General features: G+C 62.7%; 16 protein-coding genes. 8 read left to right on the forward strand and 8 right to left on the reverse strand.

What is annotated here, in order from left to right:
- The first annotated feature begins 161 nt into the window (after nt 1-161).
- A complete protein-coding gene (locus P775_RS24710; protein ID WP_099913478.1) occupies nt 162-1,808 on the forward strand; it encodes a hypothetical protein in 1,647 nt (548 codons plus the stop codon).
- 189 nt (nt 1,809-1,997) lie between these two features.
- On the opposite strand, the gene P775_RS29515 is transcribed toward P775_RS24710, so the two are convergent.
- The 4 genes from P775_RS29515 to P775_RS27775 form a co-directional block, all read right to left on the reverse strand.
- Nucleotides 1,998-2,129, reverse strand: a complete 132-nt coding sequence (locus P775_RS29515) for a hypothetical protein (RefSeq protein ID WP_281256120.1) — start codon at nt 2,127-2,129, stop codon at nt 1,998-2,000.
- A gap of 248 nt (nt 2,130-2,377) precedes the next feature.
- Nucleotides 2,378-2,635 carry a type 2 periplasmic-binding domain-containing protein gene (locus P775_RS24725; RefSeq protein ID WP_245875850.1) on the reverse strand — a complete coding sequence of 86 codons (258 nt, stop codon included), beginning with the start codon at nt 2,633-2,635 and terminating at the stop codon, nt 2,378-2,380.
- A gap of 69 nt (nt 2,636-2,704) precedes the next feature.
- Complete coding sequence (locus tag P775_RS28275) at nt 2,705-2,857, reverse strand: hypothetical protein (protein ID WP_180287570.1); 153 nt, start codon at nt 2,855-2,857, stop codon at nt 2,705-2,707.
- Between the two features lie 105 nt (nt 2,858-2,962).
- On the reverse strand, nt 2,963-3,304 hold the full coding sequence (locus P775_RS27775) for a hypothetical protein (RefSeq protein ID WP_143520995.1): 342 nt from the start codon (nt 3,302-3,304) through the stop codon (nt 2,963-2,965).
- A gap of 211 nt (nt 3,305-3,515) precedes the next feature.
- On the opposite strand from P775_RS27775, the gene P775_RS24735 reads away from it, so the two are divergent.
- From P775_RS24735 to P775_RS24765, 7 genes are all read left to right on the forward strand, one after another.
- On the forward strand, nt 3,516-3,821 hold the full coding sequence (locus P775_RS24735) for a ribbon-helix-helix domain-containing protein (protein WP_099913480.1): 306 nt from the start codon (nt 3,516-3,518) through the stop codon (nt 3,819-3,821).
- A gap of 92 nt (nt 3,822-3,913) precedes the next feature.
- Nucleotides 3,914-4,309, forward strand: coding sequence for a VOC family protein (locus P775_RS24740; protein WP_099913481.1), 396 nt, complete (start codon nt 3,914-3,916; stop codon nt 4,307-4,309).
- A gap of 74 nt (nt 4,310-4,383) precedes the next feature.
- Nucleotides 4,384-4,911 carry a Twin-arginine translocation pathway signal gene (locus P775_RS24745; RefSeq protein WP_099913482.1) on the forward strand — a complete coding sequence of 176 codons (528 nt, stop codon included), beginning with the start codon at nt 4,384-4,386 and terminating at the stop codon, nt 4,909-4,911.
- 15 nt (nt 4,912-4,926) lie between these two features.
- A complete protein-coding gene (locus P775_RS24750; RefSeq protein WP_099913483.1) occupies nt 4,927-6,498 on the forward strand; it encodes a GMC family oxidoreductase in 1,572 nt (523 codons plus the stop codon).
- Nucleotides 6,499-6,572: 74 nt separating this feature from the next.
- The gene (locus P775_RS24755) at nt 6,573-7,826 is read left to right on the forward strand and encodes a PQQ-dependent sugar dehydrogenase (RefSeq protein WP_099913484.1); all 1,254 of its coding nucleotides are present in this window, start codon (nt 6,573-6,575) and stop codon (nt 7,824-7,826) included.
- A complete protein-coding gene (locus tag P775_RS24760; protein ID WP_099913485.1) occupies nt 7,823-8,398 on the forward strand; it encodes a c-type cytochrome in 576 nt (191 codons plus the stop codon). Before P775_RS24755 ends, P775_RS24760 begins: the two co-directional genes overlap by 4 nt.
- 169 nt (nt 8,399-8,567) lie before the next feature.
- Complete coding sequence (locus tag P775_RS24765; protein WP_099913486.1) at nt 8,568-9,359, forward strand: SseB family protein; 792 nt, start codon at nt 8,568-8,570, stop codon at nt 9,357-9,359.
- Between the two features lie 106 nt (nt 9,360-9,465).
- Here P775_RS24765 and P775_RS24770 read toward each other — a convergent pair whose 3' ends face one another.
- The 4 genes from P775_RS24770 to P775_RS24785 are packed head-to-tail and all read right to left on the reverse strand — an operon-like array spanning nt 9,466 to nt 13,841.
- Nucleotides 9,466-10,473 carry a P1 family peptidase gene (locus P775_RS24770; RefSeq protein ID WP_099913487.1) on the reverse strand — a complete coding sequence of 336 codons (1,008 nt, stop codon included), beginning with the start codon at nt 10,471-10,473 and terminating at the stop codon, nt 9,466-9,468.
- A gap of 22 nt (nt 10,474-10,495) precedes the next feature.
- Nucleotides 10,496-12,088 (reverse strand): ABC transporter ATP-binding protein, encoded by a 1,593-nt coding sequence (locus tag P775_RS24775; RefSeq protein ID WP_099913488.1) that lies wholly within the window; start codon nt 12,086-12,088, stop codon nt 10,496-10,498.
- Complete coding sequence (locus tag P775_RS24780) at nt 12,085-12,900, reverse strand: ABC transporter permease (RefSeq protein ID WP_099913489.1); 816 nt, start codon at nt 12,898-12,900, stop codon at nt 12,085-12,087. The genes P775_RS24775 and P775_RS24780 overlap by 4 nt, the downstream gene beginning before the upstream one ends.
- On the reverse strand, nt 12,897-13,841 hold the full coding sequence (locus tag P775_RS24785; RefSeq protein WP_099913490.1) for an ABC transporter permease: 945 nt from the start codon (nt 13,839-13,841) through the stop codon (nt 12,897-12,899). Before P775_RS24785 ends, P775_RS24780 begins: the two co-directional genes overlap by 4 nt.
- Nucleotides 13,842-14,670 lie beyond the last annotated feature (829 nt).

Consider the following 14,670-nt stretch of genomic DNA (forward strand, 5'->3'; position numbering starts at 1 on the left):
AATGGGCATCGGATTTCGCGTTCGACCAAAGGGAGAGACAGCGAACATCCGATCCAAATTTAATCCCAAACGCTGTAAGCGTGCGTTTTAAACCGCTGACAGTTCGGGGCCCGGGTTTCTGGGCCCCGTTTTCTTGAGGATCTTTTCTGCGGAGAAAAAATATGCTGCGTTTGTCTGTCTTTGCGTTTTTGCTCAGTTCCGGGTCGTCTATGGCGGTTGATCTGACAACCACCACTCTGGACAATCCGACGGCCTATATTCCGCCGCAGTGCTATACCAAGACGCTGGATGACGCCGGTGTCGCCCACAACCCCTGCCAGACCTGCCATGTGAGCGCGCGCCGCCCGAATTTCGTCAATGATCCGGTCCTGCAGCAAAGCTATGCGATGCCGGGGCCCGCGCTGGTCAATCCCTGGACCAACCTGTTTGTGGACCGCACTGGCGTTGTTGCCGCAACCGACCCCGCAGAGATCAAGGCCTATGTGGAGCAGGACAATTATCTGGGTACGGATGGCCAGCCGATCCTGGCTGCCAAGCTGGCAGAGGTGCCGGTGGATTGGGACAGCAATGGCGATGGTCAATGGGCGGGTTATGTGCCCGACAGCTATTTCGCCTTTGACGAGGAAGGGTTCGATCACGCTCCGGATGGACGCCTGAGCGGTTGGCGCGCCTTTGCCTATCAGCCGCTGCCGGGCGGGTTCTGGCCCACCAACGGGTCGGGTGATGATGTGCTGATCCGCCTGCCTCAGGCCTATCGTCAGGATGCGTCGGGGGCTGTAGATCTGGAGGTCTACAAGACCAACCTGTCGATCACTGAGGCGCTGATCCGGCGGGCCGATGTGGCGATCGAGCCAACGGATGAGACCGCCATGGGGGTCGATCTGGACCGGGATGGCGTTATGGGGCGCGCGACAGAGGTGGTGTTTTCCTTTGCGCCCCTTGATGGTGAGATGATGTATTGGGCGGGCCTTGCAGGGACTTTGTCTGGCGCAGAGGCACCGCTTGCCGCCGGGCTCTATCCCTATGGGACCGAATTCTTGCATTCCGTGCGCTACCTTGATCCGCAGGGCGACACGGTGGCCATGGCGCCCCGGATGAAAGAGCTGCGTTACATGCGCAAATCGCGCTGGCAGACCTATGCCGACCTTGAAGACAGCGCGCTGGGCGAAAAGAAAGAGGACAGCGATTTTCCCGATCGCACCAAGCAGTTCTTTGGCTCGTCCGAGGCTGGCATTCCCACCGGCAATGGCTGGCGTCTGCAGGGGTTCATCGAAGATGCCGCAGGTGACTTGCGCCCGCAGAGTTTCGAGGAAACCGTGTTTTGCACCGGCTGCCACGGGGGCGTCGGGACGGTGGATGACTCTACCTTTGCCTTTCCCCGCAAGCTGGCCGCCGGATCGTTGCGCGATGGCTGGTATCACTGGAGCCAGAAAAGCCTGTCCGGCACGCCGGATCTGATCCGCGCGGATGGCATGGGCGATTACGTCCATTACCTGCGCACCAACGGGGCAGGCGACGAATATCGCGCCAATAGCGAGGTGATCGAGGCCTGGCTGGATGGAAACCGCAAGCTGAGCGACGCAAAGGCGGCGCAGATCCACGACGATATCGCACCGCTGATCATCCCGTCGCAGGGTCGTGCCATGGCACTGAACGCAGCGTACCGCGACATCGTGCACGGTCAGAGCTTTGCCAAGGGGCGGGATGCGCATGTGACGCCCATGGACAAGACCGTCTGGCGCAAGGTCGAGGACGAGCAGCCGACCGGCATTGAAACGCCCGAACCCGCCTGGTTCGCGCGCCGCTAAAGCGTTCCGCTTTCGCTGGGAGCGGCCCTGCTGGCGGCGCGGTACAGATCCAGGCCGACCGCGTCCAGCCCCGGTGCGCGGATCATCACGTTGAAGTCGTCAGACAGCTGCGTCACACCGTGTTCCGCCCCGGTGTGCTGCGGCGTCACGGTCGCAAAGGGCGGCAATCCTGATGTAGTTGCGCCCCAGCTACGGCGGCAGCATCTGGCGGGCATGACGACCGCAGCCGATATACGGGCCGAGGGTGAAGGTGAGGATCACCAGCATGGGCAGATAGACGCTCAGGATGCGTTTGACGGGACAGCGTTTGTGCAGGGCCATCAAGACACCGCCTTTCCGATGCGGCGGACATAGAAGACGACAATCAGCATGAGCCTCAGCGTGAAGAGCACTGTGATGGCTGATTCATATCCAAAGTCGGGGTTAGTGCGCATTGACGAAGGCATAAAGCGGCAGGCTGTCGACCGTCGCCTGACAGAGCGCTGCGGTTGCGGTGTCCAGCTTTCGGTGTCGGCTTTGATCACCGGCAGTTGCCCTGACGCCTCGTTGAACCAAGTGTTGTTTCCGGGCTAGGACAGGAAGCTGATCCATTTCCAGGCGTCTTCATTGTCTTCGGCGCCGGGCATCACGGCGGTCCTTGCGTCGCCAAAGGCGCTCCAGCGGCCACCGCCACATTCTGGCACGATGGCCGCAGCGACCGTGCCGCCCAATGCCTTGACCATGCCGTTGGCCGATCCGCTGTGGTGGATTGTGATTGCGGTATTGCCCGCCTTGAAGGCGCCGATGATTTCCTGAAAGCTCTCATTGGGGGCCGAGGGCGGGAACACCTTGTCCTTCTGGAACAGATCCGCGACGCATTCTGTCCCAGCGACACCCGCATCCGAGGTCAGCCTTGCTCAGACGGTCGTGGTCTTGAAAACGTCCCCGCAGTTGGAAAAGGCTTCCCGGGCCTCTGGCAGTGCGGCGCCCATCTGCATGAAGCCGTGCACGACACCGCCCATCAGATCAAAGCGGTCCCTGCGCCAGAGGGCGCGCAGCCGCGCGATCATTAGATCTGTATCCGAGCGCAAAGGGTCCAGCGCGGTGGCTTTCAGGTAGAGCGACCGCAGGTGCGACAGGGCGTCATCCCCGGCCGGCAGCGGGGCAAGGCAGGGTCAGATCCGCCAGTCCCCTATCCTCAATCTCCAGACGATCCAGTATCTGCAATGGTCTTGCTGAGGAGGCTCATGTCTGATCCTTTGCATCTGGGCTGTCAGGTCCGGGACGGCATCGACAGTAGTGGCGATGTTTTGGGACAGAAGGTCGTGCAGCCGGGGCACATCCCGCGCCTCAGGCGCTGCGAGGATCGGGACATGCCGTTCGGCGGTTTCATCCAGCGACCGGTTGGGGGGCGCATTCAGGACCTTGTAGCGGTTGTTGTGCACCAGACACCGGCTGAGGATCGGCGTCACCAGCGGCAGACATGCTATGGCGATCTGCGTTATTTCGATGGTCACAGCCGGATTCGGCTGGACGCGGCCTGACGCCGCGCACGAGTTTCATGCCGCCCGGGGTGTAGGGCTGAGAGGCATGTTCCCGGGTTATGGAGGGGTAGTGTAGGCCCCGCCATTCACATTTGGTCGCAAAGACAAGATTTGCCGACTGCTTCATACTCCTTTTCCAGTGGATCACGTCAACAACCGGAAACACGAAGGAGGAGGAACATTCATGTGCCAGGTCTTTGCGGGACAGGATCCCGAACGCTATGCTTCGACCACGCGGCGGCTGAGGCTGAACGGTCAGAGCACCTCTGTCCGGCTGGAAAACGCCTTCTGGGCCATTCTAGACGAAATTGCAGAGGGTGACGGGGCCTCGACCCCGCAGTTCCTGTCGACGCTGCACAGTGAGATCCTTCAGCTGAAGGGAGAGCCGCAGAACTTTACCTCTGTTCTGCGCACCACCTGCCTGATTTTCCTATCCAAGCAGGCCGCGACGCAGACAGCGCATGAAGAGGTCCTGATGGCGGCAGAATAGCGGCAAAGCGCGATGTAGTAACGCCCTACTACCCGGCTGGTTTTCATCCCTCCTATCCTGATCCGAAATGACCATTCTTTGCAGGAGGTGACATGGCAAAGGCCATCCACAGCATGATCCGCGTGTTGAACGAGGATCGTTCGCGTGCATTTTACGAAAAGGCATTTGGCCTGACCGTCGCGGATCGGCTGGATTTCGACGAATTCACACTGGTGTATCTGTCCAATTCTGAAACCGGCTTTGAACTTGAGCTGACCGTGAACAAGGCCCAGACCGAGCCCTATGATCTGGGCAATGGCTATGGCCATCTTGCCGTATCGGTCGAGGATCTGAACGCGGAACATGCGCGTTTCGAGGCCGAGGGCCTGAACCCCCGCAAACTTGTTGAATTTGCTCCCAGCGGCACGCTGGTCGGGCGCTTTTTCTTTGTGGCCGATCCCGATGGCTATCAGATCGAGGTGCTGGAACGGTCGGGACGGTTCACATGAGCCAAAGATAGACGAAGCCGGGCGCGAAGGAGGATCACGCCCGGTCATATAAAGGTCATAGGGAGGAACCGGAGATGACCAGAACAACGAACCTGAAGGGGCTTTCGCGCCGTCAGCTTCTTTCGCGCGGCGTGGCGGCGGGGGCGGGATTTGTGATCGGTGTGAACTTTGTGTCTGGCGCTGACGCGGCCTGGGCGACCGAGATGAACGCCCTGAAACCCGACACGATGGCGACGCTGATCCAGATGGCGCGCGATATCTATCCCCATGACAAGGTTGCGGATGAATTCTATGCCGCCGCGGTCAAGGGTTATGATGTGCCCGACGCCGTTGATGACACCGAAGCCGGGATCGAGATGCTGAATGGTGTCGCACGCGGCAAGGGGCATGGCTCTTACATTGATATCGGTTGGGAACGTGATCGCGTGGATGTCCTGCGCGCGATCGAGGACAGCGCGTTTTTCCAGAAGGTACGCGGCGGGCTGGTGACCGGCCTTTATAACCAGAAGGCGGTCTGGCCGATCTTTGGCTACGAGGGCGAGTCCTATTCCAAGGGCGGCTATATCAATCGTGGCTTTGACGACATTTCGTGGATCGGCTGAGGGAGGACGACAAAAATGGCTGCACCTTTTGACAAGACCGACGACAGCGTTGTTGTCATCATCGGCACCGGCGCGGGCGGCGGGGTCCTTGCCAACGAACTCGCGCAGAAAGGCATCTCGGTTGTCTCGCTTGAGGCCGGGGGGCGCTATCTGCCCGAGGATTTCATCAACGACGAATGGGACAGCTTTGGTCAGCTGGCCTGGCTTGACCCGCGCACCACGTCGGGTGACTGGCGTGTGGCCAAGGATTTCAGCGGCTTGCCCGCCTGGATCGTCAAGGCCGTTGGCGGCACCACAACCCATTGGGCCGGGGCGTCGCTGCGGTTTCAGGAACATGAGTGGAAGGCCAAGACCAATTATGGCGCGGTGCAGGGGGCCAATCTGCTCGACTGGCCCATCGACGGCGCAGAAATGGCGCCCTGGTATGAAAAGGCCGAAACCAAGCTGGGTGTGACCCGCACCGGCGACCGCGCAGGCCTGCCGGGCAACAACAACTTCAAGGTGTTCGAGGCGGGCGCCAAGAAGCTGGGCTATAAGGAGGTCCACACCGGGCGCATGGCGATCAATTCGTCCGACTATGACGGGCGGATGGCCTGCCAGCAGACTGGGTTCTGTTTTCAGGGCTGTAAATGGGGGGCCAAGTGGTCGTCGGCCTATACCGACATTCCGCGCGGCGAGGCGACCGGGAACCTTGAGGTGCGCGAGCGTGCCCATGTGCTGCGCATCGAACATGGTGACGATGGCCGCGTGAACGGCGTGGTCTATGCTGACAAGGACGGTGTGGAACACAAGCAGATGGCGCGGATCGTCTGCGTTGCGGGCAATTCGATCGAAAGCCCGCGCATCCTGCTCAACTCGGCCTCTGCGATGTATCCCGATGGCCTTGCCAATTCCTCGGGGCAGGTGGGGCGCAACTATATGCGCCACCTGACCGGTTCGGTCTATGGCATCTTTGACAAGCCGGTGAAGATGTGGCGCGGCACGACTATGGCGGGCATCCTTCAGGACGAAGCGCGGCTGGATCCCACGCGCGGGTTCGTCGGCGGCTACGAGCTTGAAACTCTGAGCCTGGGCCTGCCGTTCATGGCGGCCTTCCTTGATCCGGGCGGCTGGGGGCGTGAGTTTACCACGGCGCTGGATTCCTACGAAAACATGGCCGGCATGTGGATCGTGGGCGAGGATATGCCGCAGGAAACCAACCGCGTCACCGTGAACAGTGACGTCACCGACCAGTTCGGGATGGGGGTGGCCAATGTCAACTATTCCGACCATGCCAATGACAAGGCGATGAGTGCCCATGCCTATGCGCTGGGGCAGTCGATCTATGACGCGATGGGGGCCACACGCACCCTGCCGACGCCGCCCTATCCGTCGACGCACAACCTTGGCACCAACCGGATGTCGGAAAATGCGCGTGATGGCGTGGTGAACCGCAATGGGCGCAGCCATGACATCGACAACCTGTTCGTGTCGGACGGATCGCAGTTCACCACGGGGGCGTCGGAAAACCCGACGCTGACCATCGTGGCGCTGGCGATCCGGCAGGCTGACCATATCGCCGGGGAAATGACCAGGGGCAACCTGTAACCCCCGGGGCGATCTGCAGCGGCGGCGGGCCGCGCGAACCGGCCCGCCGCCAGAAACTCTGGGAGGAGACACAAATGAAGAAACTGCTTTCGTCCATCGCGGCCTTGGCGATGACCACTGGCTATGCCGCCGCGCAAAGCGCGGAACTGCCACCCAATATAGAACGGCTGCAAAGCATGCAGTCGACCGGCGTGAAAGATTTCACCATGGTCGACCAGACCGGCGCCTATGCCGACGGGATCAAGAAGACGCTCGACCGGATCAAGATGCCCGATGGCTTCAAGATCGAGCTTTATGCCATCGTTCCAGATGCCCGCCACATCGCCGTGGGTCCGCAGGGTGTCGTGACCTTTGTCGGCACCCGCAAGGACAAGGTCTGGGCCGTCACCGACCGCAACAAGGATCGCATCGCCGATGAGGTCAAGGATTTCGCGCCCTCGCTGACCTTTACCATCCCCAACGGTGTCTGCTTCAGCCCGGACGGGTTCCTGTATATCGCCGAGCAGAACCGGGTTCTGGTCTTCCCGGCAGCCGAGTTCTTTTATGAATCCCCCGACGTCGCGGTTGGTCAGGTTGTGAAACAGGGCGATCTGATCCCGACCGACGAAGAAAGCTTCAACCACACAGCGCGGGTCTGTGACATCGGCCCGGATGGCAAGCTCTATATCTCGCTTGGTCAGCCGCACAACGTGACGCCCCCCGACAAGATCCAGAAGTATCTGGACACCGGCATCGGCGGGATCATCCGCATGAACACCGACGGCACAGGCCGCGAAGTCATCGCACAGGGCGTGCGCAACTCGGTCGGCCAGGACTTTGACCCCGCCACGGGCGATCTGTGGTTCACTGACAATCAGGTCGACGGCATGGGGGATGACATCCCGCCGGGCGAGATCAACCACATGACCGCCGTGGGCCTGCATTATGGCCATCCGTGGTTTGGCGGCGGCGACACGCGCACGAACGAATACAAGGGCGAAGAGGTGCCTGTCGAGGTCACCATGCCAGCGTCACAAACCGTGGCCCATGCGGCCGATCTGGGCATGGTGTTCTACACGGGCAAGGCGTTTCCGGAAAAGTATCAGGGCGCGATCTTTTCGGCCCAGCACGGGTCCTGGAACCGCACCACGCCGGTTGGCGCACGGGTCATGGTGACAACGCTTGATGCGGATGGCAACGCCACCACCGCACCCTTTGCCGAAGGCTGGATCGACGAGAACGGCGAATACCTCGGCCGCCCCGTCGATGTGGCGAACCTGCGCGATGGCTCGCTTCTGGTCTCGGACGACCTGACCGGCGCGCTCTATCGGATCAGCTACGGCCAATGATCCGCGCAACCCTGTTCAGCCTCGGCGGGATTCTTCTCGCCGGGGCCGTGTCCGCCCAGACGGCCGGTGACCCTGCCGAAGGGCGCAAGCTTGCGGGGCAATGCCGCACCTGCCACGGGATCGACGGCTATGCCAAGATCCCCATCGCGCCGCATATCGGCGGGGAACCGGCCCCCTACATCATGTCTCAACTGACCGCGTTTCGCGATGGCACCCGCACGCACGAAATGATGAGCGTCGTTGCCAAGTCCCTCACCGACCAGCAGATTGCTGATCTGGCCGCCTGGTATGCAGATCATACTGTGACCGCGACACTGACCGCAGATGCGGCGGGCGCGCCCGTGGTCTGTGTTGCCTGTCACGGCGAGAACGGCATCGGTCTGGCCGAGGATGTGCCGAATCTGTCGGGTGAGACGAACATCTATATCGACACCCAGCTCAAGGCGTTTCGCGGCGGTAAACGCACGCATCCTGTCATGTCGGCCATCGCCGCCGATCTGACGGATCAGGACATCCGGGCGGCTGCGGATTGGTATGCCTCGGTCAGGGTCGAGATCACGGCGGCGGAGTGAGCAGGCAGGCATCGTCGCGCAGACGATCCGGTCACGGTCCGCTGGCGTGACCATCTGACCGTGCCTTCGCCCTTGCCGGCTCCGCCCTGACACAATACCGCAGGGGCCAAGCAAGATGGCGCGGAACCTATCCGCGCATCCTGGTGAATGTGGCACTTGGAGAGATGTGATGAGCGAAGACACCCCGCTGGATGTGGCCCATGCCGCGATGGAGGCCGCGCCCGAGGATGCCTCGGCACGCCTACGGTTTTATGAACGGCTGGCAGATGGCGAACTGTTCCTGCTGCTGGCGCAGGAACCCGAGGGCGACAATGTCACGCCGGAGCTGTTCGAACTGTCCGACAGCCGCTTTGTATTGGTGTTCGACCGCGAGGAGCGCCTGACCGCCTTCACCGGCCATGCCGCGCCCTATGCTGCCCTGTCGGGGCGCGCGATTGCCGGTATGCTCACGGGGCAGGACATCGGCCTTGGTCTGAACCTCGACGTTGCGCCATCTTCGTTCCTGATCCCGGGATCAGCGGTCGACTGGCTGGTGCAGACTCTGGGTGAGGGGCCTGAGGAATCTGAGGCCAGACCGGTCGAGGTGCTGGCCCCCAAAGGCTTGCCAGACAGTCTGATCACCGCGCTCGACACAAAGCTCGGCCTCGCCTCGGGCCTTGCGCGCAAGGCCTATCTGGCCGCCGTGGTCTATGACGACGACAGCCGGGGTCACCTGCTGGGTCTGACCGGCACCGCGCCCGGGGCGGAATCCGCACTGGCCCGGGCGGTGAACGAGGCGCTGGTTTTTTCAGGGATCGAAGCGGGCGCGCTGGATGTTGTTTTCCTGTCCGACAGCGATCCGCTGACGGCCAAGCTGGCCCGGGTTGGGCTGCGCTTTGATCTGCCACAGCCTGCGGAACGCAACACCCTATCCCCGGCCGCCCCTGGATCGGACCCGCAAAAACCGCCGATCCTGCGCTGAGCCCCGCCTTCATCTGTCCCTAAATATCCCCGCCGGAGGCACAGCGACGCGCGCGCTGCGCGCGGCGCCACATGAAACGCGACACCGAAAGTAGGGCACGCCCGCCTCAGACCCGCCCAAGATCCTGCCGCAGAGTCGGCAGCAGATCGCCGGGCGCTGCCACCGCCTCCCAGACCGCGCGGGCAATGGCTCGGGCCAGACATATTGCGGCGGCATGGCCGATCTGGGTCAGCTGCGTGGGGGGAGCCGTCAGCTCCACAGCCCCGGTCGAGACGGCAAAGATCAGATCGCCGTCATGCGGGCTGTGGGCGGGCACAATGGCGCGGGCAATGCCGTCATGGGCGGCGACAGCCATCCGCTTCAGCTGGGACTTGTCCAGCGCCGCATCCGTGGCGACGATGCCGATTGTGGTGTTGCCGAGGGCGGCCATGGCAGCAAGTTTGCGGCTGTCCGGCGGGGGCTGAAAACCGCGCGCCGGATCGGGGCCCAAAGCGCCGAACTCTGCGCCCATCTCGAACGGTGCGGCCCAGAAATTTCGCCCCGCGGGGGTTGTGACGCTGCCCAGCGGATTTACTGCCACCAGCGCGCCCACGGTGGTGCCATCGTCGAGCACGAGAGACGCCGAGCCAAGGCCCCCCTTGTGCATCGCCGTCTGCGCGCCCGTCCCGGCGCCTGCTGTGCCCAGGGCAAAGCGCGTATGGGCCGCCGCCAGCGCCGCGCGGCCAAGCGCAGGATAAGGGTTTTCGCCCCAGGCCTTGTCGCCACCGTTCAGCAGATCAAACAGGATTGCGGCGGGCACCAGCGGCACGCGGGCGCTGTGCACCGCAAAACCGCGCCCCGCGGTGTGCAGTGCGTCCATCACCCCTTGTGCGGCGGCGAGGCCAAAGGCACTGCCCCCCGACAGGACCAGCGCATCTACCCCCGGCGCGGATTTGTCGGGTTCCAGCAGATCGGTTTCGCGCGTGCCTGGGGCACCGCCCAGCACGGCGTAAGAGCAGGCAAAGGGCGCATCAGCGGTCAGGACCGTGGTGCCAGAGTTCAGCGCCGCGTCCTGTGCATTGCCAACCTTGAGGCCGGGGATGTCGGTGATCAGGTTCAGGGGGCCGGGCTGCATCTTGGGGGTCTTTCCGTGGGGTTCAGGCGCCAAAGTCGGGCAGGCGCGGGGCGGCGGCGATCAGTTTGCGGGTATAGGGATGGGTGGGTGCGTCAAACACCTGCTCGGTCGGCCCCTGTTCGACGATCTGGCCCGCCTGCATCACCATCACACGGTCGGTGATCCCGCGCACCACCGACAGGTCGTGGCCGATGAACAGATAGCTCAGGCCATAGCGCCGCGACAGATCCGCGATCAGGTCAAGGATCTGCGCCCGGACGCGGACATCAAGTGCCGAGACAGCCTCGTCAAACAGGATCAGATCGGGGCGGGTGATCAGTGCACGGGCGATGGCGATGCGCTGGCGCTGCCCGCCCGAGAAGGCGTGGATGTACTTGTCACCGTCCCGTGGGGACAGGCCGACAGCGGTCAGCACCTCGGCCACAGCTGTGTTCCGCGCCGCACCGGTGGGGGCGTCGTCGATCAGATGGAAGGGTTCCGTGATCAGCCGCGCGACCCGGTGGCGGGGATTGAAGCTGCTGTAGGGGTCCTGAAACACCACCTGCATCTTGCGCCGGGTCGTGGGGTCCGTGCCGCTGACCGGGGTGCCATCGAGGGTGATCTGCCCCGCGTCAATGGGATCGAGACCAAGGATCGCGCGGGTGAGGGTGGATTTGCCAGAACCGCTTTCTCCAACAAGACCAAGGCGTTCGCCGCGCCGGATCTCGAAACTCACATCCTTGAGCGCAGAAAACAGCGGGCGGGGCTGGAACAGGCCGGGGCGTTTCATCGGGTAGCTGCGGCTGATGTTGCGGACCTGCAAAAGCGGTGCCTGCGCCGGAATTTCGTCAAGCTGTGCGCGGTGGCGCGAGGCGTCGAACAGGGCGCGGGTGTAGGGGTGGCGGCGCTGCGCAAACACCGCCTGCGTCGCGCCCTGTTCGACGATCTCGCCCTTGCGCATCACCGCGATGCGGTCGGCAAGCTGGCTGACCACCGCCAGATCATGGGTGATCATCAGCAGGCCCATGCCGAAGTCCTGCACCAGATCACGCAGCAGGTCGAGGATCTGCGCCTGTGTGGTGACATCCAGCGCGGTTGTCGGCTCGTCTGCGATCAGCAGGGCGGGGCGGCGGATGATGGCCATAGCGATGACCACGCGCTGGCGCTGACCGCCCGAAAGCTGGTGCGGATAGCGGGTGGCGGGCACCTTGTCCGGGGGCAGGCCGACGCGGGTCAGGGTCTGGTGCAGCAGCTCTTTGACCTCGGCGCGGGGCATCGCGGCCTCGCCCTTGCGCGACAGGCGCAGGGTTTCGGACACCTGCTGGCCGATGGTCTGCAGCGGGTTCAGCGCCGTCATCGGTTCCTGAAACACCATGCCCATCCTGCGGCCGCGCTGGGCGCACATTTGCGGTTCTGTGAGGGCCAGCAGGTCAGTGCCGTTGAGAAGGATTTCACCCGTGGTTTCAGAGCCTTGCGGCAGAAGGCCCATGGTGGCGAAGGCGGTCATCGACTTGCCCGAGCCGGATTCTCCGGTGAGGGCAAGGATTTCGCCCGGGGCGATGGTCAGCGACAGATCGCGCAGGATGGGTGTGCCGCTGATCGACAGGGTCAGGTTGCGGATGTCGAGCAGGGTCATGGCGCGCGGGCCTTCAGCCGTGGATCGAGCGCGTCGCGCAGCCCGTCGCCCAGCAGGTTGAGGCCCAGGACCATGAGCACAATCGCCATGCCGGGGATGATCGCCACATGCGGAGCGAGCGCCACCATGGTCTGCGCATCGGCCAGCATCCGGCCCCAGGAGGGGATCGGCGGTTGCGCGCCAAGGCCGACGTAGGACAGGCCAGCCTCGGCCAGAATACCCAGCGAGAATTGGATGGTTCCCTGCACAATCAACAGGTTGGCAAGGTTGGGCAGGATATGTTCGAGGCTGATCCGCGGGGCAGATTTGCCGGCCACCCGGGCGGCGAGGATGAAGTCGCGCTGCCAGAGCGACAGGGCACCGCCGCGCGTCAGGCGGGCAAAGACCGGGATGTTGAAAATGCCGATGGCGATGATCGCATTCACAGCGCCGGGGCCGAAAACGGCGGTGATCAGGATGGCGATCACGAGGCTGGGAAAGGCAAAGATCAGGTCGTTGCCTCGCATGATGAGCTCGTCCAGAAGGCCTCCGGAGCGGGCGGCGGCGGCAAGGCCGAGAGGCACGCCAAGCCCCATGCCGATGCCCACGGCGACCAGTGCCACGGCGATGGAGGTGCGCGCGCCGACCATGATCATGCTGAGGATATCGCGGCCAAAATGATCTGTTCCCAAGAGGTTAGTCATGTCCGGCGGGTGCAGGCGGGCGGCGATGTCCACCCCTGTGATGCCGTAGGGTGTCCAGACAAAGGACAGCAGCGCGGCGCCGAGAAACAGCGTGGTGAGCGTGGCGCCGAGGATGAGGGACAGCCTCATGCGCGGGACCGCAGGCGGGGGTCGACGAGGGCATAGGCGAGGTCGACGAGGAAGTTGACGAGGATCACCGCAAACACCAGCAGCATGACCACGGATTCCACGACGATCAGATCGCGCTGGCTGATGCTCTGGAAAATCAGCCGTCCAAGGCCGGGGAGGTAGAAGACCTGTTCGATGATGATGGCCCCGGCTAGGAGAAATGAGAACTGCAAGCCTATGATAGTTAGCACTGGAATCAAGGCGTTACGCAGGGCGTGGCGCCACAGGGTCTGACGGCGGGACAGGCCCTTGGCACGGGCGGTGCGGATGTAATCCTCGTCCAGTGTATCGAGCAGGGCAGAGCGCAGAACGCGGGTCAGGATGGCGGCCTGTGGCAAGGCGAGGGCCACGGCGGGAAGGGTTAGCGCCTTGATCCCAATGGGAAAATCGGACCAGCCGGGGAAGCCGCCGGCACCGAACCAGCGCAGGTTGATCGCAAACAGCAGGACCAGCAGCATGGCGAACCAGAAGTTCGGCAGGGCGATGCCCAGCTGCGTGGCGCCCATCACACTGATATCACAGGGTTTTCCGCGACGGGCGGCGGCGAACAGTCCGGCGGGAAAGGCAATGACCACGGCCAGACCCAGAGCGTAGAGCGCGAGGGGCAGAGAGACCCAAAGCCGGTCTGCCACCATCTGCGAAACGGGCGTGCGATAGGTGTAAGACATGCCGAAATCGCCGGACACCATACCGGTTATCCAATTGAAATATCGCGTTATTTTTGGGACATCCAGCCCGAGTTCGACCCGCAGCGCGGCTAGCGTATCGGGCTGCGCATTGAGGCCGAGCATGTAGCTGGCGGGGTCGCCGGGGGCCACCTCGACCACCAGAAAGATGACCACCGAGGCGACCAGCAGGCTGATCGCAAGAGAGGTCAGGCGGGTGAGGGCATAGCGCAACATGAGGGCACGTTAGGGGGCTTCGGCGGGGCGGTCCAGAGGCGGAAAACGCCATATGGAAGGCGTATGGAAAGCGTATGGTTTGCGTATGGCTGGCTGGTATGGGGCCGCCGAGCCGGGAATGCGGCCTTTCTGTCCGCAGCTGTGGCAAAGGGCCGTGCCGGTTTCAATTTGCGCAGGCGTCAGCAGCGCACTCCGCACCGCTGCGGGGCGCCCAGGAGAATCATTGCAAGATATCTCGACTCGGCGGGGTTCGACGGCATACAAACGCAAAGGTGCCGCGCGCGAGCGACGGACAGGCCGCTGAAAACACCCGGTCATTTTGCGCGAAATGGCGCTTGAAATGCGGGCGTTTGATTGAAATTTCCGCATCTCGTGCAAGCCATTTATTTCAACGCGCCGCCTTGAAAATTAAATTGCCGTTAAAGTGAGATTTATTTTGACAGGTTGATGTGCGCATGTCCAAAATGTAACCGTTATGTAAACGGATCTGGTTAAACTGGCCAGTCAGCCAAAGCGGGTTGATCGGTTTTGGAAACCGGTCCGAACTGACACGGTGATATCGCGGAAACGACAGCGTGGCAGCAGCCCGAGTCGTCAATTCGCAGAGGATACGGCGTGTGAGAGGGAATGGGAGAGGAGCCCGGACCCTTATCGTGCCGACGAGGCCGGAGCTGTGCGCTCTGGCCTCGCTTTTTTTCGGGGTATCTTTTTTACAGTCTTTTGCGCAATTGTCGGCACGTTATTTCGGGATCTCTTTTCTGGGTGGACCGGCCTTGTTGCACAAATCCTGCGTGGGATTCACTAGGTTAATCCAATGTGGTAACTGAGC

This window comes from Puniceibacterium antarcticum (assembly GCF_002760615.1).
In the GTDB taxonomy this organism is placed as follows: Bacteria; Pseudomonadota; Alphaproteobacteria; order Rhodobacterales; family Rhodobacteraceae; genus Puniceibacterium; species Puniceibacterium antarcticum.